Annotated in this window: 24 protein-coding genes; 14 read left to right on the top strand and 10 right to left on the bottom strand. The window is 51.5% G+C overall.

Translation table 11 applies throughout. The annotated features are described in order from the left end of the window. The first annotated feature begins 24 nt into the window (after positions 1–24). From AC1RSM_RS15240 to AC1RSM_RS15200, 9 genes are all read left to right on the top strand, one after another. Positions 25–510, top strand: a complete 486-nt coding sequence (locus tag AC1RSM_RS15240) for an ATP synthase subunit I (RefSeq protein WP_492933389.1) — start codon at positions 25–27, stop codon at positions 508–510. 56 nt (positions 511–566) lie between these two features. Continuing rightward, positions 567–1448 (top strand): F0F1 ATP synthase subunit A, encoded by an 882-nt coding sequence (atpB, locus tag AC1RSM_RS15235; protein ID WP_207872362.1) that lies wholly within the window; start codon positions 567–569, stop codon positions 1446–1448. 104 nt (positions 1449–1552) lie between these two features. Further along, a complete protein-coding gene (gene atpE, locus AC1RSM_RS15230; RefSeq protein ID WP_003805001.1) occupies positions 1553–1795 on the top strand; it encodes a F0F1 ATP synthase subunit C in 243 nt (80 codons plus the stop codon). A 154-nt stretch (positions 1796–1949) separates the two neighbouring features. After that, positions 1950–2420 carry a F0F1 ATP synthase subunit B gene (locus AC1RSM_RS15225; RefSeq protein ID WP_207872361.1) on the top strand — a complete coding sequence of 157 codons (471 nt, stop codon included), beginning with the start codon at positions 1950–1952 and terminating at the stop codon, positions 2418–2420. 14 nt (positions 2421–2434) lie between these two features. Beyond that, positions 2435–2974 carry a F0F1 ATP synthase subunit delta gene (locus AC1RSM_RS15220; protein ID WP_492933388.1) on the top strand — a complete coding sequence of 180 codons (540 nt, stop codon included), beginning with the start codon at positions 2435–2437 and terminating at the stop codon, positions 2972–2974. Between the two features lie 36 nt (positions 2975–3010). Next, positions 3011–4552, top strand: coding sequence for a F0F1 ATP synthase subunit alpha (gene atpA / locus AC1RSM_RS15215; RefSeq protein ID WP_492933387.1), 1542 nt, complete (start codon positions 3011–3013; stop codon positions 4550–4552). Positions 4553–4646: 94 nt separating this feature from the next. Then, the gene (gene atpG, locus AC1RSM_RS15210) at positions 4647–5558 is read left to right on the top strand and encodes a F0F1 ATP synthase subunit gamma (protein WP_492933386.1); all 912 of its coding nucleotides are present in this window, start codon (positions 4647–4649) and stop codon (positions 5556–5558) included. A gap of 44 nt (positions 5559–5602) precedes the next feature. Further along, a complete protein-coding gene (atpD, locus tag AC1RSM_RS15205; RefSeq protein ID WP_492933385.1) occupies positions 5603–7024 on the top strand; it encodes a F0F1 ATP synthase subunit beta in 1422 nt (473 codons plus the stop codon). A 12-nt stretch (positions 7025–7036) separates the two neighbouring features. Continuing rightward, positions 7037–7459, top strand: a complete 423-nt coding sequence (locus AC1RSM_RS15200) for a F0F1 ATP synthase subunit epsilon (protein WP_492933384.1) — start codon at positions 7037–7039, stop codon at positions 7457–7459. Positions 7460–7724: 265 nt separating this feature from the next. Here the strand turns inward: AC1RSM_RS15200 and rfbD are convergent, their stop codons facing one another. From rfbD to rfbB, 4 genes are read right to left on the bottom strand one after another with little or no spacing between them, the layout of a single operon-like run. Beyond that, positions 7725–8690 (bottom strand): dTDP-4-dehydrorhamnose reductase, encoded by a 966-nt coding sequence (gene rfbD / locus AC1RSM_RS15195; RefSeq protein WP_492933383.1) that lies wholly within the window; start codon positions 8688–8690, stop codon positions 7725–7727. Further along, the gene (gene rfbC / locus AC1RSM_RS15190; protein ID WP_492933382.1) at positions 8687–9226 is read right to left on the bottom strand and encodes a dTDP-4-dehydrorhamnose 3,5-epimerase; all 540 of its coding nucleotides are present in this window, start codon (positions 9224–9226) and stop codon (positions 8687–8689) included. Before rfbC ends, rfbD begins: the two co-directional genes overlap by 4 nt. Position 9227: 1 nt before the next feature. Continuing rightward, complete coding sequence (gene rfbA / locus AC1RSM_RS15185) at positions 9228–10094, bottom strand: glucose-1-phosphate thymidylyltransferase RfbA (RefSeq protein WP_492933381.1); 867 nt, start codon at positions 10092–10094, stop codon at positions 9228–9230. Next, positions 10091–11155, bottom strand: coding sequence for a dTDP-glucose 4,6-dehydratase (gene rfbB, locus AC1RSM_RS15180; protein ID WP_492933380.1), 1065 nt, complete (start codon positions 11153–11155; stop codon positions 10091–10093). Before rfbB ends, rfbA begins: the two co-directional genes overlap by 4 nt. Positions 11156–11534: 379 nt before the next feature. On the opposite strand from rfbB, the gene AC1RSM_RS15175 reads away from it, so the two are divergent. After that, a complete protein-coding gene (locus tag AC1RSM_RS15175; protein ID WP_492933378.1) occupies positions 11535–12782 on the top strand; it encodes an O-antigen ligase family protein in 1248 nt (415 codons plus the stop codon). A gap of 152 nt (positions 12783–12934) precedes the next feature. Further along, complete coding sequence (locus AC1RSM_RS15170) at positions 12935–14206, top strand: exopolysaccharide biosynthesis polyprenyl glycosylphosphotransferase (RefSeq protein ID WP_492933377.1); 1272 nt, start codon at positions 12935–12937, stop codon at positions 14204–14206. Here the strand turns inward: AC1RSM_RS15170 and AC1RSM_RS15165 are convergent. The 6 genes from AC1RSM_RS15165 to AC1RSM_RS15140 form a co-directional block, all read right to left on the bottom strand. Then, a complete protein-coding gene (locus AC1RSM_RS15165; RefSeq protein WP_492933376.1) occupies positions 14183–15307 on the bottom strand; it encodes a glycosyltransferase family 4 protein in 1125 nt (374 codons plus the stop codon). The two genes, AC1RSM_RS15170 and AC1RSM_RS15165, sit on opposite strands and share 24 nt — an antisense overlap. A gap of 396 nt (positions 15308–15703) precedes the next feature. Continuing rightward, entirely contained in the window at positions 15704–16819 is a 1116-nt protein-coding gene (locus AC1RSM_RS15160) for a glycosyltransferase family 4 protein (protein ID WP_492933375.1), read from the bottom strand. Then, positions 16816–18087 carry an oligosaccharide flippase family protein gene (locus AC1RSM_RS15155; RefSeq protein WP_492933374.1) on the bottom strand — a complete coding sequence of 424 codons (1272 nt, stop codon included), beginning with the start codon at positions 18085–18087 and terminating at the stop codon, positions 16816–16818. The genes AC1RSM_RS15160 and AC1RSM_RS15155 overlap by 4 nt, the downstream gene beginning before the upstream one ends. Then, entirely contained in the window at positions 18084–18650 is a 567-nt protein-coding gene (locus AC1RSM_RS15150) for a glycosyltransferase family 2 protein (protein WP_492933373.1), read from the bottom strand. The genes AC1RSM_RS15155 and AC1RSM_RS15150 overlap by 4 nt, the downstream gene beginning before the upstream one ends. Beyond that, a complete protein-coding gene (locus AC1RSM_RS15145) occupies positions 18643–19758 on the bottom strand; it encodes a glycosyltransferase (RefSeq protein ID WP_492933372.1) in 1116 nt (371 codons plus the stop codon). The genes AC1RSM_RS15150 and AC1RSM_RS15145 overlap by 8 nt, the downstream gene beginning before the upstream one ends. After that, positions 19718–21154 (bottom strand): hypothetical protein, encoded by a 1437-nt coding sequence (locus AC1RSM_RS15140; protein ID WP_492933371.1) that lies wholly within the window; start codon positions 21152–21154, stop codon positions 19718–19720. The genes AC1RSM_RS15145 and AC1RSM_RS15140 overlap by 41 nt, the downstream gene beginning before the upstream one ends. Before the next feature lie 741 nt (positions 21155–21895). Here AC1RSM_RS15140 and AC1RSM_RS15135 point away from each other — a divergent pair. The 3 genes from AC1RSM_RS15135 to AC1RSM_RS15125 are packed head-to-tail and all read left to right on the top strand — an operon-like array spanning position 21896 to position 24458. Then, positions 21896–22909 carry an ABC transporter substrate-binding protein gene (locus AC1RSM_RS15135; RefSeq protein ID WP_492933370.1) on the top strand — a complete coding sequence of 338 codons (1014 nt, stop codon included), beginning with the start codon at positions 21896–21898 and terminating at the stop codon, positions 22907–22909. Beyond that, the gene (locus AC1RSM_RS15130) at positions 22909–23739 is read left to right on the top strand and encodes an ABC transporter permease (protein ID WP_492933369.1); all 831 of its coding nucleotides are present in this window, start codon (positions 22909–22911) and stop codon (positions 23737–23739) included. Before AC1RSM_RS15135 ends, AC1RSM_RS15130 begins: the two co-directional genes overlap by 1 nt. Then, positions 23715–24458: an ABC transporter ATP-binding protein gene (locus AC1RSM_RS15125; protein ID WP_492933368.1), complete on the top strand. Its 744-nt coding sequence runs from the start codon at positions 23715–23717 to the stop codon at positions 24456–24458. Before AC1RSM_RS15130 ends, AC1RSM_RS15125 begins: the two co-directional genes overlap by 25 nt. The last annotated feature ends 94 nt before the right edge of the window (positions 24459–24552 follow it).

The raw sequence follows: 24552 nt of genomic DNA, 5'->3' as shown, positions 1-24552 counted from the left end.
AACGTTATCTGATTGTTTCCTACTATGAATCAGCCGATTTATCAGCAGACAGGCACCACAGCCACGGTGCAGGCAGCAGGTGACACGCCGCCACTTCCCGAACCCGTAGTACTTACGCCCGAGCAACGTAGCCGCATGGCTCGCCGGGCAGGGCAAGGAATTGTGCGCACACTTGTTGCCCAGGCGTTTATGGGCCTGTTGGCGATAGGACTGTCGGCATGGATTTCCGGCGCATATGCAGCAGCCTCAGCACTCATCGGTGCGGCTGCTTATTTTGTGCCTAACGCATTGTTCGCATTGCGTCTTTTGCTGGGTTTGATGGGCGGCGGCAATGCTGGCGCACTCTCCTTTTTCTGGGGAGAAGCATTCAAACTTGGTTTTGCGGTTTTGACACTGGCTTTGGCTGCCATTGCAAACACGGGTTGGTTGGTTTGGCCCGCATTGCTCTTTGGCTTGCTGTGTGTCTTGAAGGGCTATGTGCTGCTGCTGTTTTTTCGCAAGCTGCCATAACGAATTTTTGTTTCACGGGCTTGTCCCTTAACGTATAAATCACAGGGTAAATACAGATGGCTGCTGCTAGTGATATTTCGCCTCAGTCAGGGTACATCCAGCATCACTTAGTTCACTTGAATAACGTGGGTGAAAAACAGGATGTTCTGGCCAACTTCGGTGTCATTAACTACGACTCCATGTTCTGGTCCCTGTTGATGGGTCTGGTTGTGGTCTTCTTTCTGTGGCGCGCCGCTTCGGCCGCAACAGCAGGTGTGCCAGGCCGCTTGCAGTCTTTCGTAGAGATGCTGGTCGATTGGGTTGAGGATCAAGCCAAATCCATCGTTCCTAACGCTGAGTCCCGGAAATTTGTCTCGCCTTTGGCGCTGACCGTTTTCCTGTGGATCATCATGATGAACGTGCTGGACTTGCTGCCCGTTGATGGTCTGGGCTGGATTTTCATTCAAACCGGTCTGGCTGCCGAACACGGCGACCCCCTGTACTACCACCGTATTTTGCCTACCGCTGACCTGAACGTGCCAATGGGCATGTCCATGGGCGTGCTGCTGCTGATGTTCTACTACGGCATCAAGATCAAGCACCCAGGCGGCTTTGTCAAAGAGCTGTTTACTGCACCGTTCGCCGCAAGTGGCCTGATGGCCGTCGTGCTTGCACCATTTAACTTTTTGCTCAATTGCATCGAATACGCGGCCAAGTCTGTGTCTTTGGGTATGCGGTTGTTTGGCAATATGTTTGCCGGTGAACTGGTTTTCATGCTGATCGCTCTGTTGGGTGGCGCATGGACAGGGTTTAATGGCGCCAGCCTGGGACTGGGTATCGGTCACATTCTGGCCGGTTCTGTGTGGGCGATCTTCCACATTCTGATTGTGTTGCTGCAGGCGTTCATCTTCATGATGCTCACCCTTGTCTATATTGGACAAGCACACGAAGGCCATTAATCCGATTCCGACTGGACAATGGTGTCTGGTTGGGGGGAGCAGGCTTAGCCTGCTAACGCTTTGATTTTTTTGAATTACACCTGATTTTTAACCAAGGAGTTGTCATGACCAACGTAGCTTTCGTTGCTCTTGCTTGCGGTATCATCATCGGTCTGGGCGCTTTTGGCGCTTGCATTGGTATCGCCCTGATGGGTGGTAAATATCTGGAAGCATCCGCTCGTCAGCCAGAACTGATGAACGCTCTGCAAACCAAGATGTTCCTGTTGGCCGGTCTGATCGATGCTGCTTTCCTGATCGGTGTCGGTATCGCCATGTTGTTTGCATTCGCCAACCCATTTGTTGGGTAATGAGGCGAGCCCGTTGTCGCTTTTGGCAGACGGGCAGGCAGTCGTCGTTAGCGGTGTGTTGCTCGATTTGATCATGCACCGCTTGTCGACTTGAACATACATGTGTCAGGACGCATACCGCTTCCTACACACGTGGTCTTGAAGGGATACGACCGTGAATTTAAACGCGACTCTCTTTTTTCAGATGATCGTGTTTTTCGTTTTGGCCTGGTTTACGATGAAATTCGTATGGCCGCCACTGACGAAAGCAATCGATGATCGTCGTCAGAAAATCGCTGATGGTTTGGCTGCTGCCGATAAGGGCAAAGCCGATCTGGCACAGGCCCAAGCGCGTATCAGCTTGATGGACGCTTCGGCCAAGTCCGACAACCATCAACGCATTGTTGACGCTGAAAAACAGGCGACTGCTCTTTTAGAGCAGGCTCGTCGTGAAGCTGAAGCCGAAAAAGCCCGCATTATTGCTCAGGCCCAGCAGGACGCTAGTCAAGAAGTGCAACGTGTACGTGAAGGTCTGCGTAGCGAAGTCGCTGCGTTGGCTGTCAAAGGTGCCGAGCAAATCTTGCGACGCGAAGTTGACGCAAATGCGCACGCCCAGCTGCTCGAGCAGCTCAAGGCTGAACTTTAACATCAAGGCAGGCCATGGCTGAACTATCGACTATTGCCAGACCTTACGCCGAAGCCCTGTTCGCCGCTGTACGCGACGATAGCCAGGGTCTCGAATCGTGGTCGGCCCTGTTGTCCGAAATGGCTCAGGTGGCCGGTCTCCACGATGTGCGCGAGGCATTGAACGATCCGCGCCTGAATAACGGGCAGCGACTCGAACTCTTTACAGGCCTGGTTAAGTCACAGGTCTGCGAAAAAGCTCGTAACTTTCTCCAATTGTTGGTGGATAACCAGCGCATCTTGCTGCTGCCACAGATTGCAGAACAGTTTGATCTATTGAAACACCAATTCGAAGGCACGGCACAGGCACAGATTATCAGTGCTTTCCCAATGGATGATGCTCAGGTTGCTGAGCTGATCGCCGGGCTGGAGAAAAAGTTTGGCCTGAAGCTAAAACCGACTGTGACCGTCGACGCTGATTTGATCGGCGGTATTCGGGTGATCGTTGGTGACCAGGTGCTCGACACTTCCGTGCAGGCCCGGCTGGCCAGCATGCGCGATACGCTGACCGCATAAGCGCGATTCAGTAAACAGGATTTCAGGAGTCTGAACATGCAACTTAATCCGTCCGAGATCAGCGAACTGCTCAAGAGCCGCATCGAAGGCCTGGGTGCGTCGACTGACGTTCGTACACAAGGCACGGTCGTATCCGTGACCGACGGTATTACGCGCATCCACGGTTTGTCCGATGTGATGCAGGGCGAAATGCTCGAATTTCCGAACAACACGTTCGGTCTGGCCCTTAACCTCGAGCGCGACTCTGTCGGTGCCGTGATTCTGGGTGAGTACACAGGTGTTTCCGAAGGCGATCCAGTTAAAACAACTGGCCGTATTCTGGAAGTGCCCGTCGGCCCCGAACTGTTGGGTCGTGTGGTTGATACCCTGGGTATGCCTATCGACGGCAAAGGCCCAATCAATGCCAAGATGACTGACGTCATCGAGAAAGTGGCTCCTGGCGTTATTGCCCGTGAGTCCGTCTCCCAGCCCATGCAGACCGGCACGAAAGCCGTGGACTCCATGGTGCCAATTGGCCGTGGTCAGCGCGAGCTGATCATTGGTGACCGTCAGACCGGTAAAACTGCCGTGGCTGTGGACACCATCATTGCTCAAAAGGGCAATGGCGTTAAATGTATTTACGTTGCCGTGGGCCAAAAAGCCTCCACGATCAGTAACGTGGTGCGCAAGCTCGAAGAGCACGGTGCTCTGGAGTACACGATTATTGTGGCTGCCTCGGCTTCCGAGTCCGCTGCCATGCAATATCTGGCTCCTTACTCCGGTTGCACCATGGGCGAATACTTCCGTGATCGTGGCGAAGACGCCCTGATCATTTACGACGACTTGACCAAGCAAGCTTGGGCCTACCGTCAAGTATCCCTGTTGCTGCGTCGCCCACCAGGCCGTGAAGCCTACCCTGGCGACGTGTTCTACCTGCACTCCCGTCTGCTCGAGCGCGCTGCTCGTGTGAACGCTGAGTACGTAGAAAAATTCACCAATGGTGAAGTGAAAGGCAAAACCGGTTCTTTGACCGCCTTGCCTATCATTGAAACGCAAGCCGGTGACGTTTCCGCTTTCGTTCCAACCAACGTGATTTCGATTACCGACGGTCAGATCTTCCTGGAGTCCGACCTGTTCAACGCTGGTGTTCGTCCCGCTATTAACGCCGGTATTTCGGTGTCCCGCGTGGGTGGTGCTGCTCAAACCAAGGTCATCAAGAAACTGTCCGGTGGTATTCGTACCGACTTGGCTCAGTACCGTGAATTGGCCGCGTTTGCTCAGTTCGCCTCCGACCTGGATGACGCAACCCGTCGCCAGCTGGAGCGTGGTAAGCGCGTGGTCGAACTGCTCAAGCAGCCCCAGTACCAGCCTTTGGCTGTGTGGGAACTGGCCGTGAGCCTGTACGCTGTGAACAACGGTTACTTCGACGATCTGGAAGTCGCTCAGATTCTGCCTTTCGAGAAAGGTCTGAAAGATCACCTGCGCAGCAAGTTTGCTGCTCTGGTTGAGCGTATCGAAAGCAAGAAGGAACTGAGTAAAGAAGACGAGGCTGAGCTGGTTGCAGCTATCCAGGACTTCAAAAAGCACGGCGCTTTCTAATCATTGTTGGCAGACGCCGGAAACCCCGGCGTCATGATTAGCGGGAGTCGACAGCCTAGTTTGGCTCCCGACAATGCCCTTACAGGAAAGTGTGATGGCCGGAATCAAGGAAATTCGTACAAAGATCAAGAGCGTGCAAAACACGTCCAAGATCACCAAAGCCATGGAGATGGTGGCGGCATCCAAAATGCGCAAAGCGCAAGAACGGATGCGTGCAGGCCGTCCCTATGCAGACAAGGTGCGCGAGATTGCTTCGCATCTGATGCAGGCGCACCCCGACTACACTCACCCCTACATGGTTGAGCCCACCGAAGTTAAAGCGGTTGGTATTGTGGTTGTCAGCACCGACAAAGGTCTGTGCGGTGGCTTGAACACCAATATTCTGCGTCTGGTACTTGCGCGTGTGCGTGAGTTTGAAGACAAAGGTATCAAGGTTCAGACAACTGCCTTGGGTGGAAAAGCTGCTGGTACCTTGGCACGTGTGGGTGCCAATCTGGTATCCCAGGAAGTTGGTTTGGGCGATGCGCCTAACCTGGAACGTCTGATTGGCGCGATCAAAGTGCAGATCGACGATTTCGTCGAAGGCCGTATTGATGCGGTTTATCTGGCTGCCAGTCGCTTTGTCAATACGATGAAGCAGGATCCAACCTTCATCCGCTTGCTGCCTCTGCCTTCCGGTCTGAAAGATCCTTTCCAGGCTGGTGAGCAAGTTGTAGAAGCTGAAGCGTCGGCTAATTCTTCCGAGTACGGTTGGGATTACATCTACGAACCCGATGCCAAGTCAGTTATTGACGACTTGTTGATGCGTTACGTAGAGGGCTTGGTGTATCAAGCCGTTGCCGAGAACATGGCCTCTGAGCAGTCTGCCCGTATGGTGGCCATGAAAGCCGCTTCGGACAACGCCAAGACCGTTATCGGTGATCTTCAGCTGGTCTATAACAAGACCCGCCAGGCAGCGATTACGAAAGAAATCTCTGAAATCGTGGGGGGTGCCGCTGCTGTGTAATCACGGCAAGGCACACCATCAAAGTTATATTGCAAGGACTCAACATGAGCAACGGTACCATCGTTCAGTGCATCGGCGCCGTGGTGGATATTCAGTTCCCCCGCGACAGCATCCCTAAAGTCTACGAAGCGTTGACGCTCGTTGACGAAAGTTCGGCTTTCGCAGAAAAAGGCCTGACATTTGAAGTACAGCAACAATTGGGTGACGGTGTAGTTCGCACCATCGCCATGGGTTCCAGCGACGGCCTGCGTCGTGGTATGGAAGTGGCCGGTTCCGGCGCACCGATCTCCGTACCCGTGGGTCTGGGCACATTGGGCCGCATCATGGACGTGTTGGGTCGTCCGATCGACGAAGCTGGTCCTATCCAGTCTGACGAGCGTCGCGCTATTCACCAGGCAGCCCCTAAGTTCGACGAATTGTCGCCTTCGGTGGAACTGCTGGAAACCGGTATTAAAGTGATTGACCTGGTTTGCCCGTTTGCTAAGGGTGGTAAGGTTGGTCTGTTCGGTGGTGCCGGTGTGGGCAAAACCGTGAACATGCTGGAGCTGATCAACAACATCGCCAAGGCACACAGCGGTCTGTCCGTGTTTGCTGGTGTGGGTGAGCGTACCCGTGAAGGTAACGACTTCTACCACGAAATGGCTGATGCAGGCGTTATTCAGCTGGACAACCTGAGCGAGTCCAAAGTTGCCATGGTGTTCGGTCAGATGAACGAGCCTCCAGGTAACCGTCTGCGTGTGGCACTGTCCGGCCTGACAATGGCTGAGAAGTTCCGTGACGAAGGCCGTGACATCCTGTTCTTTGTGGACAACATCTACCGCTACACCTTGGCCGGTACCGAAGTTTCCGCTCTGCTGGGTCGTATGCCTTCGGCCGTGGGTTATCAGCCTACACTGGCTGAAGAAATGGGTAAGCTGCAAGAGCGTATTACCTCCACCAAGACAGGTTCGATTACGTCCATCCAGGCCGTTTACGTTCCAGCCGATGACTTGACTGACCCATCGCCTGCTACGACTTTCTTGCACTTGGACTCCACCGTTGTGTTGTCGCGTGACATTGCTGCTCTGGGTATTTACCCCGCTGTGGATCCTCTGGACTCCACTAGCCGTCAGCTTGATCCACAAGTTGTGGGTGAAGAGCACTACGCAGTGGCTCGCGGTGTTCAACAAACACTGCAGCGCTACAAAGAACTGCGCGATATTATCGCTATTCTGGGTATGGACGAACTGTCTCCAGAAGACAAGCAGGCCGTGGCCCGTGCTCGTAAGATCCAGCGCTTCCTGTCGCAGCCTTTCCACGTGGCAGAAGTGTTTACCGGTTCGCCTGGTAAGTACGTACCGCTGAGCGAAACACTGCGCGGCTTTAAGATGATCGTCGACGGCGAGTGTGATGCTCTGCCAGAACAGGCGTTCTACATGGTCGGTTCCATCGACGAGGCTTTCGAAAAAGCCAAGACTATTCAGTAATAAGGATTGCTCATGGCTAAGCTTCATGTTGACGTGGTCAGTGCCGAAGAATCGATCTTTGCTGGTGAAGCAAAGTTCGTGGCGCTGCCCGGCGAGGCTGGGGAGCTGGGTATTTTGCCCGGTCACACTCCATTGATCTCGCGGATTCGTCCCGGCACGCTGAAGATCGTTATGGTCGATGGCAGCGAAGAGCATATCTTTGTCGCTGGCGGCATACTCGAGGTTCAGCCAGGGAAAGTCACTGTATTGTCGGATACCGCGATTCGCGCACACGACTTGGATGAAGCAAAGGCACTTGAAGCCCGCAAACATGCGGAAGAAGCCCTGCGCAACACCAAGGACAAGTCCGATATCGCTGTTGTGGAAGCCGAGCTGGCCATGCTGGCCGCTCAAGCTGCCGCAGCACGACGCCTGCGTAGCGTGCGCAAGCACTAATCTCAGGTCGGTAGCATCCGTGAAAAAGCCACCCTTAGGGGTGGCTTTTTTGCATTTGGGGATTGGCAGGAGGCTCTAGGGAGTAGGCCGGAGCTTGCTGAAAGAAATACGTGCAGCAGTAATAGCAGCCGTTGCTTTTGGCTGCATCGGAGGAGGAGATATAGAGACTGGAGTTTGTGTGTCTGTGGTGACTAGCCGATCCCGCACAGAGACGGCTTTACTACGTCTGCCCTTGTGATGCCTTGCAAGGAGGTATTCCTGTGACTTACTGCGATTCTTTGAGAGACAAAAGGCTATTTTCGACACCCTTGCGCCAATCTCGTTCTATGTTGTCCTGGCCCAGTAAGGCATCCAGCCTGTCTTGTTGTAGACCTGTCTGTCTGGGGCGCTTCGCAGGTGTGGGGTATAGGCTAGTAGGTGTAGGGATCAGTACAGGTGCTTTGGACAGCAGGCCAAGTTTGACTGCCTGAGTAAAGATTTCCTGTGCAAATTCATAGCGACTGACACTTGCTTGCCCAGCAAAATGGTAAATACCGATAGGGGCTTGCTGCGTGCCGATGCCTTTTTTTGATTCGCTCAGTCTTTCCGCCAACTGCAACAAGACTTGAGCTATATGCGGAGCGTAGCTTGGGCCACCCGCCTGATCGGCCACCATTCTCAGCTCTGTGCGTTCTCGCCCAAGGCGGAGCATGGTTTTTAGGAAGTTGTTGCCAAACTGACTGAACACCCAGCTAGTGCGCAAAATCACAGCTTCTGGCAAAGCCTCTAGTACACCTTGTTCGCCTTCTAGTTTGCTGCGACCGTATACATTAATAGGGCTTGCCGTAGCCTCTTCTGCATAAGGCTGTTCAGATTGGCCATCGAATATGAAGTCTGTCGATATGTGGATGAGCTTTGTGCCTGACTGCGAGCAGGCCTGAGCCAGCAGACCGGGCCCTGTTCCATTAATGAGATGTGCTTGATCTGGCTCAGACTCCGCACGATCAACAGCGGTGTAAGCCGCTGCATTGATTAAGATATCTGGTTGGTGTTGAGCCAGGGCGCTGGCAATAGATTCTGGGTTAGTAATGTCCAGCTCTCGACGGCTTTTGATTACAAGTAACTTACGCTCTGGAAGCTTTAGCGATATGGGAGAGTTAGGTAGAGCTGAACTATTAAGAGAGCCCTTGCTGACCGCTAGTAGGGCTTGGGCCAGTTGGCCTTCCCCTCCGCTTACCAAGATGCAGGTCATAGTTGCAGGAACTGTTCTAACCCTGGATGAGCCCTATCCTTGCTTGAAAGAATAGGATTCTTGATTGGCCATTCTATGGCCAGACGAGGGCAGTCCCATGCCAATCCACCTTCGTCATCAGCTTGGTAGTAGTCGGTGCATTTATAGCTGACGTCTGCTTCTGCGCTCAGAACACAAAAACCGTGAGCATACCCAGGGGAGACCCACAGCTGCCGATTGTTCTCTTCGCTGAGCTCCAGCCCTACATATTGCCCAAAGCTTGGGGACGTGGGGTCAATGTCTACGACGACATCGAAGATACGTCCTCTAGTGACGCTGATGAGCTTGCCTTGTGGATGTTGTTTCTGAAAGTGCAGGCCGCGTAAGACAGGGCCTTTCGAGTAAGACTGGTTATCTTGGACGAACAGGGTGTCAATGCCGACTATTTTTTTGTAGCGTTCGGCGCTGAAGCTTTCTTTGAAAGAGCCGCGATTGTCTTGGAAGCAGTTGGGCTCAATAATAAGTACGCCGGGAAGTTTGGTGGTGTAGGTATGCATATCAACTCTGCAGCAGTTTTGCCAGATACTGACCATAGCCTGTCTTTTCCATAGCGACAGCCTGTTTTGCCAAGCCTTCTCGTGACAGCCAGCCTTGATTGAATGCAATTTCTTCCAGGCAGGCCACTTTCAGGCCTTGGCGGTGCTCGATAGTGCGGATAAATGAGCCTGCTTCCATCAGGCTTTCATGTGTGCCCGAATCTAGCCACGCAAAGCCACGGCCTAAGATGGAAACGTGCAACTCACCAAGGCTTAGGTAGGCGTTATTGATATCAGTGATTTCCAACTCGCCCCGGGCTGATGGCTGGACCTTGCGAGCTATATTAATAACCCGGTTGTCGTAGAAATAGAGGCCAGTCACTGCTAGGTTGGATTTTGGTTTTACTGGTTTCTCTTCGATGGAAGAGGCTTTGCCAGAGTCATCCATGGCCACTACGCCAAAGCTTTGGGGATTATTGACGGGATAGCCGAAGATAGTCGCCCCATGAGGATTTGTTCGGGCAGCGCGCAACATTTGGCTGAAACCATAGCCGTAGAAAATATTGTCTCCTAATATCAGACAAACCGAGTCAGAGCCAATGAAGTCTGCCCCTATCAAGAAAGCCTGGGCAAGGCCTTCAGGGGAGGCTTGCTCGGCATAGGACAGCTCAATACCAAATTGGGAGCCATCTCCTAAGAGTTTCTGGAAACTGGGTAGATCTTCAGGGGTACATATGATCAAAATTTCCCTGATATCGGCCAGCATCAGCACCGATAAGGGGTAGTAGATCATGGGTTTGTCGTAGACCGGCAGCAACTGCTTTGAGACACCCATGGTGATGGGATGTAGCCGAGTACCGGACCCTCCTGCTAAGACTATTCCTTTCAAGCTTGTTTTCCTAAACGATCCAGACGGTAGGCACCACTAAGAATGCGCTGCCACCACGATGTATTTTCAAGGTACCAACATACAGTCTTGCGCAGGCCTGTCTCAAAGTTCTCTTGTGGGTTCCAACCAAGTTCCAGCGCTATTTTACTGGCATCAATTGCGTAGCGCTGATCGTGACCGGGACGGTCCTCCACAAACGTAATCAGATCAGAGTAACGGTTTAATCCGGCCGGCTTGCCGGGGCGTAAGTCTTCAAGAATAGAGCAGATGGCTTGAGTCACATCTAGATTCGTTCGTTCTTGATTGCCGCCAATATTGTAGGTTTCCCCTATGCGGCCATGAGTCGCAACGGCAACTAGAGCGCGGACATGGTCCTCCACGTAGAGCCAGTCTCGCACTTGCTCGCCATTACCGTAAACGGGTAGAGGCTTGCCACTGAGAGCGTTGAGAATCATGTGAGGGATGAGTTTTTCAGGGAATTGGTAAGGACCGTAGTTATTGGAGCAGTTGCTAATGACAACCGGTAGGCCATAAGTACGATGCCAAGCCCTGACTAAATGGTCAGCGCTAGCCTTGCTGGCGGAGTACGGGGAGCTGGGGCTGTAGGGGGTGGATTCCGTGAAACGGGCATCGGTATGCCCCAGGTCGCCGTATACCTCATCCGTTGACACATGGTGAAAGCGGAAGTTTTGCTTGCGTTGTGGGACCAGGCCTTCCCAATATTGACGGCATTGCTCAAGCAGGGTACAGGTGCCCACAATATTGGTTTGAATGAATTGAGCCGGGCCGTCAATAGAGCGGTCAACGTGCGACTCAGCAGCCAGGTGTATGATGATATCCGGCTGGAATCGTTTAAGTTGCGTGGATATTTCTTCAGCTTCGCAAATGTTGGTCTGGCTAAACGAGTACCGTGGGTGCTCTAGTGTCCGAGTCAGGGACTCCAGGTTGCCAGCATAATTCAAAACATCAACATTTAAGATGAGATGATCGCTAGTTTGGAGCAGGTGCCGGATAAGAGCAGAACCGATAAAGCCGGCTCCTCCGGTAACAAGAATACGCATAGTTAGGTATGAGCGTCGGTTTTTGTTGAGACTTGCACAGGGGGTGATGGGCAGTCCGTGTTGGACGGCTGGTTGCGAAGCACCTACCTTAACCTGGATAGAAGGATGGCAGCAGCTTCTAAGTAAGGAGTATGGCTAACTTTCTTAACGATCAGGACCTTGTTTGGCTGCCGCAGGCTAGCTATCAGCTCGTGCGTTACACGCGAAGAAGTTATATTTAAAACCCTTACTTGTACTGTGCTGGTTGTAGTCAGTTAGGCAGCTCTTGTTCTCTAGGTTTGGCGGGCCGCGCTCTGGACCGACATGCTGACTCTTGCGCCATCTTCGGCTCCAACTGCATAGGTGCTGCTCTCTTTTGTGTCGTTTCTCCACACTGCATATGGCTTTTTCTACACTTTTATTTGGTCCAGGTAATCGTCCGGTATCGATACTGGTATTTATATTCTATGCCACTTTATTGTCGACTAAGGGCATTTACTCTTACGGAGCAGGAGCATTAGTTCTATTCTCTTTATGGAAGATACCTGAGTTACGAAATATAGATCTTGAAAAAAAAGAAAAACTTATTCTAAGTTCGATGCTGGCTTTTGCTGGTATCAGTATCGTAGTGACGGTCTTGCACGGATCGTACATGCGCAGTTTTGAGGTTCCGGTAAAATTCATTTTTGGTGTCCTGTTAGTCCTGTGCATGATCAAGTTTCCTCCTAAACCAGGCGTTTTCTGGTTAGGGGTCTGCTCTGGAGCTATTACTGGCTTCGCTGTCGCCTTGTGGAAAATGTGGCAGGTGGGGGATTTCAAAGCATTTGGTTTTACTGGTGCTATCCAGTTCGGAAACTTGGCTTTGAGTATGGCTGTCTTATTGATGGTGGCCTTGTGCTGGCTACTAAAGCACCCGAATACATACCGTCGCCTCTGGTTCACGATTCTGGGGCTAGGGATGGTTTGTGGTCTACTAGGCTCCTATTATTCTGGCACTCGTGGTGGATGGGTGGCGATTCCTTTATTCGTTCTGCTGTTCCTGCTTGCCTATGCTCGTCGTAGTAATTTTCTAGCTTGTGGCGTAGTACTGCTGGCTCTTCTAGCCGGTATGGGGCTTCTTGCGTCTCAGTCTCCTTTAGTAGCTGAGCGGATTGCTTTAGTTCATCAAGAGTTGGCTGAATATGAGGTGAATGGGACAAGCAGCTCGAGCTCTCTGGGAGCACGCTTCGCGATTTGGGAAGCCTCTTGGCAGTTGCTCAAAGAGCGTCCTATCCTTGGTTTCGGGGAGGTGGAGTATAGGAAAGCTCTGCAACTGAGGAGTGAAGTTGGCCTAGTGGGGGCCGTACCTGCAAGTCTAGCTAACACACATAATGCTTTTTTGGAGTTTTGGGTGTTATATGGCCTATTGGCGTTGTTAGCGTTGTTAGCGATGATGTTAAGTGCAGTTTGGTATTTTCTATCTTATATTCGACATGAGGACTCAGTATTACGTAGTTATGCATTGAGTGGTGCGTGCTTGGTAGGTGGGTATGCCATTTATGGACAAACTCAAATCATGCTATCGCGCAATAATACATTGTTATTTTTTCTGTGCACTTTAGCCGTTCTGATAGGTCTTATGCGGCAGCGTCAGTTAAAGAATGTTTAGTTAATTATTGATTGGATATGATCTTTATTGCTGATTCTTATTTTTTTATATTGCAAAGAAAAGATTGAGAGTTAGTGTTATTCTCTTGTTTTTCGGGTGTTTTACTGGGTTTTTCTTTATTTCAGGTTTTATTAAGTAGGAACTGCTTCTGCATGACTAATATCCCGGCCCGACGATTTAAAAGGCTGTATGAGCAAATTTTGCTGTCACGTATTTTGTTTTTTATAATCGGGTGGCTGCTCACGGTTTTTTTGCCTGCAGTGATTTATTGGAATGTTGATGCTTTACTCAGCCCAAGTACAGGTCAGTATGTAGGCTTGTTGGCGAGTACAATGGCATTCTGGGGCACTAACTTCAGTTTGAAGCATTGGCTGATGCCTTTTCCTGGAGGACGCTCTGCCGGTTTAGTGTTAACACAAGTTTTTACTATTTATCTGTCTGTGTTTTTTATTACTCTATTTCTTAGGGTGGAAGCTTCACGGGCTTTGTTATTAATGTCAGCAGTATTGGCTATGTTATTCTTTTTGTTTGAGCTTCGTGTTGCTCAGATATATTACCGCAGTAAATTAGCCATTTTACCTAAGGGTTTCGCTTTGAATCTCTTAGGTCTTTCTGAAGTAGATGCTCGCCCTCTGAACGTTCTAGTCTTGGGGGGGGTGCGTTATGACGGTGTGGTTGCAGATTTCGGAGTTTTGAGTGCTGAAGAAGAGCGGTTTTTAACCTCTTGTGCCTTGCAAGGGGTGCCAGTATATAACGCTAAGCAGATTTATGAGTCTATTACAGGTCGTGTAAAAATAGATCGTATGTCAGAGAACTCTATCGGGGCACTTCTGCCATCACCCGTATTCGAAAGAGTCAAGCAGTGCATTGATACGATACTGGTTTTGTTGGCCGCTCCATTCTGTATTCTGATTGGGCTAGTCACAGCTTTGTTGATTAGGTTGGAGAGTCCAGGGCCGGTTATTTATTCGCAGTTACGCATAGGTAAAGGGAATCGTCCCTTTCGAATTTATAAGTTCCGTAGCATGCGTTTTGATATAGATGCTCCGCCACAGTTTGCTGGAGAGAATGATCCACGCATTACGCGAGTTGGTCGTATTATTCGAAAACTGCGTATTGATGAGTTACCACAATTTGCTAATGTCTTGAAAGGGGACATGAGCTTGATCGGACCCCGTCCAGAGCAACCTGTTTTTGTAGAAGAGTTTGACCGGAAAATTCCATTCTATAGTTATAGGCATGTAGTCAAACCTGGTATTACCGGCTGGGCACAGGTCCGGCACGGTTATGCTGCTGACGCTGATACCACGCAGATCAAAATTGAATACGACTTCTTCTACATCAAGCATTGCTCTTTCAGGATGGATTTTTATATTGTTTTGTTAACGTTACGTACGATGTTAACGGGGTTTGGAGCGCGTTAGGCATTCTTCGTACAGCTTTTCTGTCTTATCCACCATAGCATCGACAGTGAAGTGTGCAAGGAAATCTTGTCTTGCTGCTTCTCCCAAGCTTTGTCGGAGATTATCTTGCTCAATCAACGTGGCCAGGTGCTCGGCTAAAGCTTGGGGATTTTGGCGGGGAACTAGGTAGCCATTACGCTGATGTTGCACGCACTCGGCTACACCGCCTACATCGGTAGCTACAATTGGCAAGCCTGCACTCATGGCCTCTAAAATGCTTAACGGTAGTCCTTCCCAGTTAGTGCTCAATACAAATATGTCAGCTTCCACCAGATACTGGTTTACCTTATCCGAGGCACCGTGAAAATAAATTTTATCTGACAAATTCAAGCGTTGACTCAACTCCTGCATTTGTCCTAGGGTTTCGCCAGTCCCTAACAGATCCAACCGCCAGTTGAGTGAGGAGATTAGGTGGAGAGCCTTTAGTAACGTGCTGTGGTCTTTTTGTTGTGAAAAGCGTGCCACCATAAGCAGTCGGACTGGTCTCCTTGCCTCCAGCGAAGCCGAACGCACTGGTAGACGTGGGTTCTGATTTACTACTCCATTATGGATAACCTGCAGCTTATGGCGGGGGAAACGATAACGTAAAGCAAGGTCCTTATCGTACTGTGAAACGGTAATTATCTTTTTAGCAAAAAAAGCGAGGCTGTACTCAATGCTCAGATATAGCATTCGTTTCTTTTTCGATACCCCTTCTGTAAAAGCCCATCCGTGGGCTGTAAAGACGCTAGGGATACCAGCCAATAGCGCTGCCACGCGACCAATTGCGCCTGCCTTCGAGGAATGCAAGTGAATCAGGTCAGGTTTGACCTGCCTAAGTATCTGCCTGAGTTGGCGTATGCAATGGTAGTCAGATCTGACTTGAATAGGGTGCACCAGCTCCGCCAGATTTTGTATGGGGATGCCTCGTTGTCGAGCCCGATCGAAAAGTTCTCCTTCTTTGCCTCCTGCCAGGACTAGGACATCATGTTCACGCCGTTGCATCTGTTCAGCAAGATCAAGTACATGTATGCCGGCGCCGCCGATTTCGTCTCCACGCGTGATGAGATACAGTATTTTCATATAAATTAAAATAGCAGTTTATAAGGCAAAAAGGGGCTGATAAACAAATGCTCTTCAATTACAAAGCTGCGATATAAAAAGAGCATCGGTACAAAAGAGTAGCGATCAGATTGGCGAGGATTTTCTTTATTACGGCCCGTTTTATCTGAGTGAGGAAATTCTAATCGCGATTAGCCAATAACAGAGAAAACCATACTGTAGTTAGTTAAAGCGGCCTGTATGAACAAGTCGATAAGAAATCACGAAAGCCGCAGTGACGAGGATGGCCTTGGGCTAAGTGATGGCAGCCACCCCGTAGATCAGGGATGAAATGCGATACAGAAGCGCACTGCTGAGGTCTGAAGCAAAACGAAGCGGTACAAGGTGATCAAGGCCAAGCCGAACAAGATGCCCTTTTTATGGGGTGGTTGTTTTCTGAGAAGTAACCAATTTTTCAAAGAGCGCATCCCATTGTTGCAGAACCTGAGGCAGCATATATTTGGCCGCAGCAACCCGCGCATTGTTCCGCATGTCAGTACATAATTCAGGATCATTGAGCAGTTGCAATATCCCCTTGGCCAGGGCCGCCGGGTCGGCAGGATCACACAATACGCCATCCTGCCCGTCAGAAATTATCTCACGCGGACCAAAATCACAGTCGAAAGATACTATAGGCAGGCCGCAGGCCTGAGCTTCCAGTAAGACTAGGCCTTGGCCTTCGTAGCGTGAGCTGACTGCCAGCAAGGTTGCTCTCTGGTAATGCTGGAAAATCTGATTAGTAAAAGGTAGCCAAGTGAGCTGGGCGCTAATGCCTAATTGATCGGCTTGGGCATGCAATGCACTCTGTTCGGGGCCTTCACCGATGATGGTCAGGTGCGCGTCCGGCCGTTGTTCGGTTACCAATGCCCAGGCCTGCAGCAGAAAATCAAAGCCTTTCTGATAAGCTAAACGGCCAACGGCTAGCACCTGATTGTCGGGTCCTGCGTCAATCGCTTGCTCAGGTGTAGGCAGATTTACTGGATTGGAAATGACTGTAATGCGGTGCACGAACTCTTGGTAGAGCTTTGCCTGGGGCTGCGTCAGTGAGAGTACGCAGTCTGCATGTCGATACAGCAGGCGACAAGTAAAGCGGGTCAGGGAGCCAAATGCAGCCGGGTTGTTGTGATCACATACGATGAGTGCAGGAGCGCCTCGCAGCCTGAATGGGAACTTCAGCGCCAGAATAGATAGCAGAGCGCACCAAGGGCCATTGGCGATCAGTATGTCAGCTCCGCGTACGTCTGACTGGCGTCTGATAGCAAAGATATCCCGTACATAATTGAGCAAGCGCCGCCCGCGACCAGGCTGGGTGGCATGCATTAAGCTACTGCGCTTGATGTCGGAATGCAAGGGATACACATCGGTGACTTGTCCCTCTCGTACAAGTAGAGAAACATCATGACCGTCCGCAGCCCAGCTGTTCAACAGTAGCGCCAGCACACGCTCAACGCCGCCTTTGATGAAATAGCTGTCATATAGTTGGACGATTTTCATGGTGTAGCGGCCTCTTGAGGTGTGACGCGTGAGTAATACAGCAGCAATGTACCGATCACGAAACTTATCGAGTAGGCTGCGCCGATGGCTAGTGGTCCCTGTTTCCAGGAAAGAGGCAAGTCTAGCAAAAGGATTAAAGCGGCCGTTGCTAGACCTGCTAGCCATTTGATTGTGACGGCATAATGCAGCCCAGCTCGTATGAGGATGGCATCTAGGCTGAGAGCGGCAAATCCCGGAATCAATATGAGTGAGCCCAAGCGGATAATACCAATGGCTGGGTCAAATGCAGGGCCGTAAATCAACGGAATGAGTAACGGAGCAAATATGTTGACGCCCGCGGTCAGAATCAATCCAAGCATGATCAGGGCAGGTATGAAAAGAGGGGAGGCCTTATGGGTCGCCGACTCCCGGCGATAAACGAGGGACGGCGCCAAGGCTGCAATGGCAACTGGGCCAAAAAACCAACCACTATCGATCAACCCAAAGGCAGCTGTGTATTGCCCATAGAGAACGGCACTCAGGCGAGTTTCCAGCACGACCCGGTCTAGGCGTTGGATCAACACAAGGGCCAACACGCCAACCCAGACAACGAAGCCTCTGCTGAGTACCCAAGTCATGTATTCTTGGCATGCGTGCCAACGCCATGGCGGCCCGTCGTCACGGATGGCATAGACGTACCATGCGGCGATGGCGAAGTACTCAGCACTGTAGATCAAGATAAACCAAGTGACAGAAGCATCCAAGAAGTACAGTGCAGCAATACAGATCAGTTTCAGGCAGGAAATCACCAGCCTGACAGCAGTGATGACACGGGTGTTCTGACTAACTTCTCTAATCAAACGCAGTGTATTAAAGGGCTCTGCGACGAGCAGGGATGCAGCCAGAATAAAGAGAAGCGGTTGTCGTGAATCAGGTTCTGCAAGCACGGTCCAAACCATCATACTGATACTGGCTAACAAGCCTACTAACAGGCGCAGGACGAACACTGAGCCTAGTAAGCGTTTCCGGCTGGCAGGGTCGTTACTTGAAGCCAGTTGCGGAGCGACTGTTTCAGAGCCAGCCATAAGGCTGATGGCGGAGAACAAAAACAGTAAGGCGAGTGCATATTGGAATTCACCGAAGGCATGAACACCCAGCGTACGCGCAATTAAACCTACTGATATCGCTGAGAATGCAAGCTGAAGCACTTTTTCTAAAACTAGCCAGATCAGGCTGGAGAGTTCCCGACGGGCTAACAACTGGCGCAGACGTAAAGGCAGTACTCTCATCGTGAGTCAGCGCGATCTAAGCCGGCAGAAAAGTCAAGGCGTTTGCACACTGCCCTGGTCCCGTAAAGCATCATCAACCAAGCATTTTTCAGAGTAGGCAAGCTTAGTCCATTGAGATGGATGCGCCACTGCAGATCCCGGACTTTCTTCGATGAACAGGATTTAAGTTGTGCACGATAGTAGGTTATCGGATTGGTTGTTGGCATGCGGCGGTCAATTGAAATACGCGACAGTGCCAAAAGCCAAATTAGATAGTATGCATGACCGATATTTTTGAAACGTAGGTAGGCCGTATAAAAAATCGCGGTGCCTGTTGCATTCATGAAGGTCACTTGTTTTGCAAGCTTCGTCGGCAGCCAGAGGTCATCGCCATCAAGAGAGGCAAGATAACTACCTTTCGTGTGCTCCAGGGTCAGATTATGTGCCTTGGAGGTGCCTTGACTAGTTTGGTACGCCCAAACCTTCATATGCGCAGCACGATCCGCAATACGCTTGGTAATGGTCAGCGTACGGGCCGCGCTATAGGCCGGCATAACAATTGAAACCCGGGGAGACTCAAGCATGTTGGATCAATGTCTCCAATCGATTGCGGTACTGGGATGAGTACACGTCGTGGGCATATTGCCGATAGTGTTGATCCCATAGTGCCCTTGCCCGCGTACCACGAGCCACAAGCTCGGCCTTGGTAACGTTGGCGAGCCATTCACGAATTGCGTCGGTAGTTTCGGCCAGCGCCCATCCGGTCTGTTCTTCTACTACGCGCTTACCGGGCGGAGTACCTGCCGTGGTCAGCAAGGCTCGCCCCAGAAGCAAGTGTTCGTAGTATTTATTGGGAGCAGCATACCTGTGGTTGGGTATGCTCAAGTAATAAAACCCGACGACGCAGTGCATGCCGGACAGCATGTCCAGGCCTGCTTCGTGGCTAAGGGGGCCGTGTGCGATGATATTGTCATGATCGCGTGCGGCGGCCTCGACGCGGCTTGATAACGGCCCGTAGCCTCCAACATGCAACTCTACGTCGGGACAGCCCGCGCAGGCAGCCAGCAGATTTTCCAAACCCCGATGTTGTTTTTCCAGAATGCCTAGGTAGCCAATACGAATGGGTCCAGGTTCAAGAGGATCAAGTGGTTGAGCAGGCAATTGACTGGCGGGTACGTTCTCCACGACCATGATGTTGGGTGCCGGAGCGAGCGAGTGCTGCTGATAGCGAGATTTGTCAGCCAGCAAAGTCAGATCAGCATGGCGGGCCAAGAAACCCTCGATGCTATTGAAGAGCCGGCGCACTGGGCCGCCGATGGCACGTGAATCAGCATAGTGATCATAAATGTCGAAAACTAGTGGTTTGCCAAACAGACGGCAGAAGATCCACGCCGCTAGGGTACTGTCAAGGTCCACAGAGTGGACCACAGAGATCTGCCGCCTTTGACGAAAGAGGGTGCGGAGAATAAATATGTTCCAACCTATCAACCCCCCCAGGTTACGCCAACGCGCACCCAAAGCGGCAACTTTGTTGTACAGAAACACTTTGTCTTCGCCGGCAGGAATATTGGCCTGATCACGATCCCATCCTATGAAACTGACTGTGTCCCCTCGTGCTTTCAAGGCATGAGCATACTTACTCATGCGAGCATCAAGTTGTGGCAGCAACGCTCTGACGAATGTGATATGCATGGTTCTGATTTGCCGCCGAATCGAAGTGATGGAATAGAAGGAAAAAATAGAATATGAAAAAATTTTGATACAGCCATTCGGATTTCACAAAAAACATCAGGCTGTAAACAGTGAAGAGTGTAAGGTAAGTCCGAGATAGCAGACGCGAATGCCGCGAGCGTCGCCACGTAGAGACGAAAAGAAGCAACCAGAACAGGATAAACAGCATGCAGCCGAGGTATCCAACCAGATAGGTCAAACGTACAAATCCAGAGTCACTGTAGGCCAACCCTCTTTCTTCGTACTGCTCATTATCTCTGAAGTAAACTCCCTGACCAACGAGCGACGAAGACTTAAGGAGGTCTCCGGCATGAAATGAAAAGGATTGCTCGTTGATGGGTTGCTGGCTTGTGGGTTGAGGGCTGCTGGGCTGCTGGCTGGTAGTTTGAGGACTGTTGGTGGAAAGTCCTTGGTAAGACTCGAGCGTAACGTCTAGCGATGCGGAAGCGAGTGTGCCTCGCTCCAGTGATGTCTGGATCGGTTCTAGCAACCATGTGATCAGCTGCTGCCCGTCCTTGGAGACTCTAGGAAGCAGGGCGAGCAGCAAGCCGATGACCACGTAGACGAGACACAACGACAGCCGCTGGCGTAGGCTATGTGCAAGAAACAGGCTGGCGAGTATGTAAATACCTATTAGGGGTAAAGCGCTGCGGCCACTGAGCAACGCCGCCAGCAGGCAGGCGATTTCTATGCACAAAAACGAATATGTTACAGCTCGAGAACCTGTGGCGCTGCGCCAGACAAGCATACCAAGAGCAGTAAAGGCGAAGGCTACACCATGGGAGGAAAAAAGAAAGCCATTGGGCCCGAGAAATCGGAATGGATGACCATGATGGTTGCCGCTGATGACTTGCTCAACTCGGAAGCCACCCAGTTGTTCGATACTCCATTCATGAAACGACGGGATGAGAAGCTGGAGCAGCATCACAATGAGCGGGAGTATCACAGCCAGCCAGAATACCTGCATGGTCGCTCCCGAACTGAAACCCAAGCGCTGCAGCGTGTGCATGGCACCGTAAGTTAGCAAGCCCAGCACGGGGATTTTGAGCAGGTATGCCATGAAAACTAATAACTCAGAATGCTCGCCCTCTTGCATCAGGTGGAGCAACAGAATGCCGCACAGCAGCAGATAGGGTAGCCAGGCCAAACCGAAGAATTTCTTGGCAGCCACAGGCCAGTTTTGCCCTCCTGCCAAGCAGGGCAGGAGCATACAGGCGCCAACAATCTGGCTGGAAAATCCAGCCCAAGAAAAGGGCCAGACTATACATGACGTTGCTAAAGCAATCCATGCGGCGGTCAGATTGACGCAGATGAGGTGGGTCCTGGTAAACGCAGTGTCAGGAGTAGTAAGTGTCATGGAATTCCGAACAGGATCATATCTCGATCCAAAGCCTCGGTCATATACTTTGGCTGTTGATAAAAAGGACATTCCGATCAATCCCAATCGACTGGGTAACCTTCCCTTTATACTAATCGCGGAATGTCAACACATTAGCTTCGAACTTAAACCAAACCTTACAAGTGAGCATCGCAACGAGATCTTCGTTACTTTGACGTAGCTCCGATCTTAGCGAAAGGCACTCCAATTGTAGCGGTTTTTGCTGCATGCCCAAGGTTGCTGGCTACCTCAAGGGACTGTGTCTGGCCGGCTTCGCAGTACTGCCTGCGCAATAGCTGGAAGTGGACCCTAGTGTGGTCGAAGTGATTTATAAGAGTGAAGTCCGAACACAGCAGGTTTTTCGTAATTATGCTGTGGATATATGCGCTATTTTGATGCTTACAATTAGACATGTTTCGCAGTGTCAACTGATACCAAGGTGGTAGCTCATTGTGGCGAACTGTTTTCGGATGAGCCTGGCTGTGTGCTGCTGATTCGCGAGGCTTTGATCGAATACAAACCTGAGCTTGTATTTGTAGGTGTCGCATACTACCCTCCTCGAGCCTTAGCATGGCTTATGAGCTTGGTCCCTGTTGAGCAGTCGAGGAAGTAGCAGTGGTGTAAAGAATTCATTTTTCATTCTTTTTAGTTATAAGCAAATAAAGATGCGTCTCTCCAACAGGTTTAAGCTTCAGTTTTAGCCTGTTTCCCGAGATCGTTATGTTTTCCCGTTATTTAGCCCCCACTGTTTTGGCTCTCTCCCTTACCTTCTCCGCACAGGCTGCCGAGCAGGCTTTGGAGATCGGCTATTTGCCCATCATGCCTGCCGCTCAATTGTTCGTCAGCTTAGGGTCGGGTGACTTATTGCCTGAAGGGCAGCCAGAGCCCAAGTTGGTCCAGTTTCAAAGTGGGCCCGCTCTGACCCAGGCTTTGATCGCCGGTCAGTTGGATGTGGCTTACGTGGGCATTGGCCCTGCCTTGGTTGCGAAAGCCAAAGAGGCAGATGTAAAGGTGGTGGCCTCCAATATTGTTGAGCAGGTCAGCGTCTTGGCGATTGGTGATTTGGCTGCTTATCTGGATGCGGACAAGCCCGATTTTGCGGCTGCGGTTGCTAAATTCACTCAGGAAAAAGGCCATAAGCCCAAGGTTGCCAGCTACCCCAAGGGAGCTGTACCGGAGGCGGCTTTGCAGTACTGGCTGCGCAATATGCTCAAAGTTGATCCTGATGTGGTTGAGGTGATCTATCAGGGTGAAGCCCAGATTCAGCAGGCCTTGAGCAATCATGCTGTGGATGCCGCCGCTATCCTGGAGCCTACCGTCAGCCAGATTTTGCAGCGTCAGCCTGATGCCAAGGTGGTGGCTCATGGTGGCGAGCTTTTCCCTAATGAGCCTGGCTCTGTGCTGCTGGTTCGCGAATCCTTGATCGAATCCAAACCTGAACTGGTTCAACACTTGGTTAATGCCCATTTGCGTGCGACGGCCATGTTGCGTGACGAACCGGCCAAGGCAACGCCTTACGTGCAGAAGTATGTGGGCGGTGGCCGTTTGCCCAAGGATATCGTGCAAGCCGCTATCGAGCGCTCTCATGATCAGTTCCAGCCAGACCCACGCAAAATTATTGACGGTACTGCTCAGTTGCAGGACTTCCAGGTTTCTTTAGGCACACTGGCGACCAAGCTGGATGATGTCCAAAGCCTGTTTGATGTCCGTTTTTATGAGAAGGCTGCCCCGTAATGAGCGTTGCAAAGCAAGCAAGCCTGCCCAATGCACCGGCGTCAGCTCCTGCTGGCGCCTTGGTGGATGCCTTATGGCGTCGTGGCCTGGAGCGGGTTGTTTACGGGCTGGCGGGGCTGGCCCTGTTTATTCTGGTGTGGCGTTTGGCCTACGCGTATGGCTGGGCGCCTCGCGGAACCTTGCCTGATCCTTTAAGCCTGCCTTCGGCCTTGTTGCTGGAAATTGAATCTGGCCGTCTCTGGCCGGCTGCTCAATCCAGTTTGGTGCATTACTTTTGGGGCCTGGGCATTGGCACCATCTTGGGTATTGTCTTTGGTTTGGCAGCGGCGACTTTGCATCGCTTTGATTTGCTGCAAGCGTATTTGGTGCGTTTGCTGCGTCCCATCCCGCCTTTGGCATGGGTGGTCTTTGCGATTGCCTGGTTCAAAGTCAGCCATACCGGCGCCGCTTTTGTGATTGCGATTGGCGTCTTTTGGCTGAATTACTTTGCCACGTATAGCGCAGTACGTTCAGTTGACCCCCGTTATTACGAGTTGGCCTCCGCTTTTGGGCATACCTCTTATTTTTCGCGAGCCTGGACCGTGGTGTTGCCAGCGATTAGCCCCGGCTTGCTCAGCGGTGTGCGCGCGGGTATCGGTCAGGCTTGGATGACCTTGATTGCCGCCGAGTTGCTAGGTGTTCCTGGCATGGGGCAGGAAATGAATGCAGCAGCGGGGGTGGGCGCTTATGACGCAGTGGTGGTGTATATGCTGATCATCTCTGTGGTCTATACCTTTTGCGACATGCTTTTTCTGACCTTCAATAAATGGATACTCCAGTGGCAGCCTTGATTCAGTTTCAGGGGTTTGGATTTCAATACCCCGGTGCACCGGCGCCAGTAATCCGAGATGTGAATCTGGAAGTTCAGGCAGGGCATTTTGTGGCGATTGTGGGTGGTTCGGGTGTTGGCAAAAGCACTTTGTTGCGAGCTGCTGCTGGTCTGAGTCAGCCTAGTTTTGGGCATCTGCGCTCCAACTTGCAAGACAGCCCGGGCCGTCGTGCGAATGCCTTCGTGTTTCAGGACAGCCGCTTATTGCCTTGGCGTCGTATCGCCTCCAACGTGGCTTATGGCCTGGAAGGTTTGGGTCTGTCGCGTCAAGAGCGTGAGCAGCGCGTGGATGCGGCTTTAAGTCAGGTGGGTCTGGCACATTTGAAAGATCGTTGGCCACATCAATTGTCCGGTGGGCAGGTGCAGCGAGTGGGGATAGCTCGCGCGCTGGCAGTGCAACCTGATTTACTGTTGATGGATGAGCCCTTTTCTGCGGTGGATGCGTTGACTCGCCAGGCTTTGCAGGATGAGCTGGTGCAAGTGTGGCAGCGCAGTTCGGCTGCGGTGCTGTTTGTGACTCACGATATCGACGAGGCCGTGTTTTTGGCTGATACCGTTATTGTGCTAGGCGGTAGTCCAGCGGGTGTCAGTGCTCGTATTGAAATTGATTTGCCACGTCCTCGCGACCGCACGGCCCCGCGCTTTGGAGAGTTGGTTAAAGAGGTCGGCCAGGCCTTGTAGACTTTCTAATTACTCACCGCTAATAAGCCCTCTAGCATCAGCAAGAGGGCTTATTTCATTTTTGCCGTGGCCTTTGCTTTCCGGGCCTGGGCCC

The sequence above is a fragment of the Alcaligenes sp. GW821-FHT11D07 genome (assembly GCF_058808495.1).
Note: the sequence above shows the minus strand (reverse complement) of the source record. Positions and strands in the feature narration are given on the sequence as shown.

Coding starts and splice junctions, on each gene's coding strand:
- AC1RSM_RS15240 (WP_492933389.1), top strand. CDS start 25: ATGAATCAGCCGATTTATCAGCAGACAGGCACCACAGCCACGGTGCAG.
- atpB (WP_207872362.1), top strand. CDS start 567: ATGGCTGCTGCTAGTGATATTTCGCCTCAGTCAGGGTACATCCAGCAT.
- atpE (WP_003805001.1), top strand. CDS start 1,553: ATGACCAACGTAGCTTTCGTTGCTCTTGCTTGCGGTATCATCATCGGT.
- AC1RSM_RS15220 (WP_492933388.1), top strand. CDS start 2,435: ATGGCTGAACTATCGACTATTGCCAGACCTTACGCCGAAGCCCTGTTC.
- atpA (WP_492933387.1), top strand. CDS start 3,011: ATGCAACTTAATCCGTCCGAGATCAGCGAACTGCTCAAGAGCCGCATC.
- atpG (WP_492933386.1), top strand. CDS start 4,647: ATGGCCGGAATCAAGGAAATTCGTACAAAGATCAAGAGCGTGCAAAAC.
- atpD (WP_492933385.1), top strand. CDS start 5,603: ATGAGCAACGGTACCATCGTTCAGTGCATCGGCGCCGTGGTGGATATT.
- AC1RSM_RS15200 (WP_492933384.1), top strand. CDS start 7,037: ATGGCTAAGCTTCATGTTGACGTGGTCAGTGCCGAAGAATCGATCTTT.
- rfbD (WP_492933383.1), bottom strand. CDS start 8,690: ATGACCTGCATCTTGGTAAGCGGAGGGGAAGGCCAACTGGCCCAAGCC.
- rfbC (WP_492933382.1), bottom strand. CDS start 9,226: ATGCATACCTACACCACCAAACTTCCCGGCGTACTTATTATTGAGCCC.
- rfbB (WP_492933380.1), bottom strand. CDS start 11,155: ATGCGTATTCTTGTTACCGGAGGAGCCGGCTTTATCGGTTCTGCTCTT.
- AC1RSM_RS15175 (WP_492933378.1), top strand. CDS start 11,535: ATGGCTTTTTCTACACTTTTATTTGGTCCAGGTAATCGTCCGGTATCG.
- AC1RSM_RS15170 (WP_492933377.1), top strand. CDS start 12,935: ATGACTAATATCCCGGCCCGACGATTTAAAAGGCTGTATGAGCAAATT.
- AC1RSM_RS15165 (WP_492933376.1), bottom strand. CDS start 15,307: ATGAAAATACTGTATCTCATCACGCGTGGAGACGAAATCGGCGGCGCC.
- AC1RSM_RS15160 (WP_492933375.1), bottom strand. CDS start 16,819: ATGAAAATCGTCCAACTATATGACAGCTATTTCATCAAAGGCGGCGTT.
- AC1RSM_RS15155 (WP_492933374.1), bottom strand. CDS start 18,087: ATGAGAGTACTGCCTTTACGTCTGCGCCAGTTGTTAGCCCGTCGGGAA.
- AC1RSM_RS15150 (WP_492933373.1), bottom strand. CDS start 18,650: ATGCTTGAGTCTCCCCGGGTTTCAATTGTTATGCCGGCCTATAGCGCG.
- AC1RSM_RS15145 (WP_492933372.1), bottom strand. CDS start 19,758: ATGCATATCACATTCGTCAGAGCGTTGCTGCCACAACTTGATGCTCGC.
- AC1RSM_RS15140 (WP_492933371.1), bottom strand. CDS start 21,154: ATGACACTTACTACTCCTGACACTGCGTTTACCAGGACCCACCTCATC.
- AC1RSM_RS15135 (WP_492933370.1), top strand. CDS start 21,896: ATGTTTTCCCGTTATTTAGCCCCCACTGTTTTGGCTCTCTCCCTTACC.
- AC1RSM_RS15130 (WP_492933369.1), top strand. CDS start 22,909: ATGAGCGTTGCAAAGCAAGCAAGCCTGCCCAATGCACCGGCGTCAGCT.
- AC1RSM_RS15125 (WP_492933368.1), top strand. CDS start 23,715: ATGGATACTCCAGTGGCAGCCTTGATTCAGTTTCAGGGGTTTGGATTT.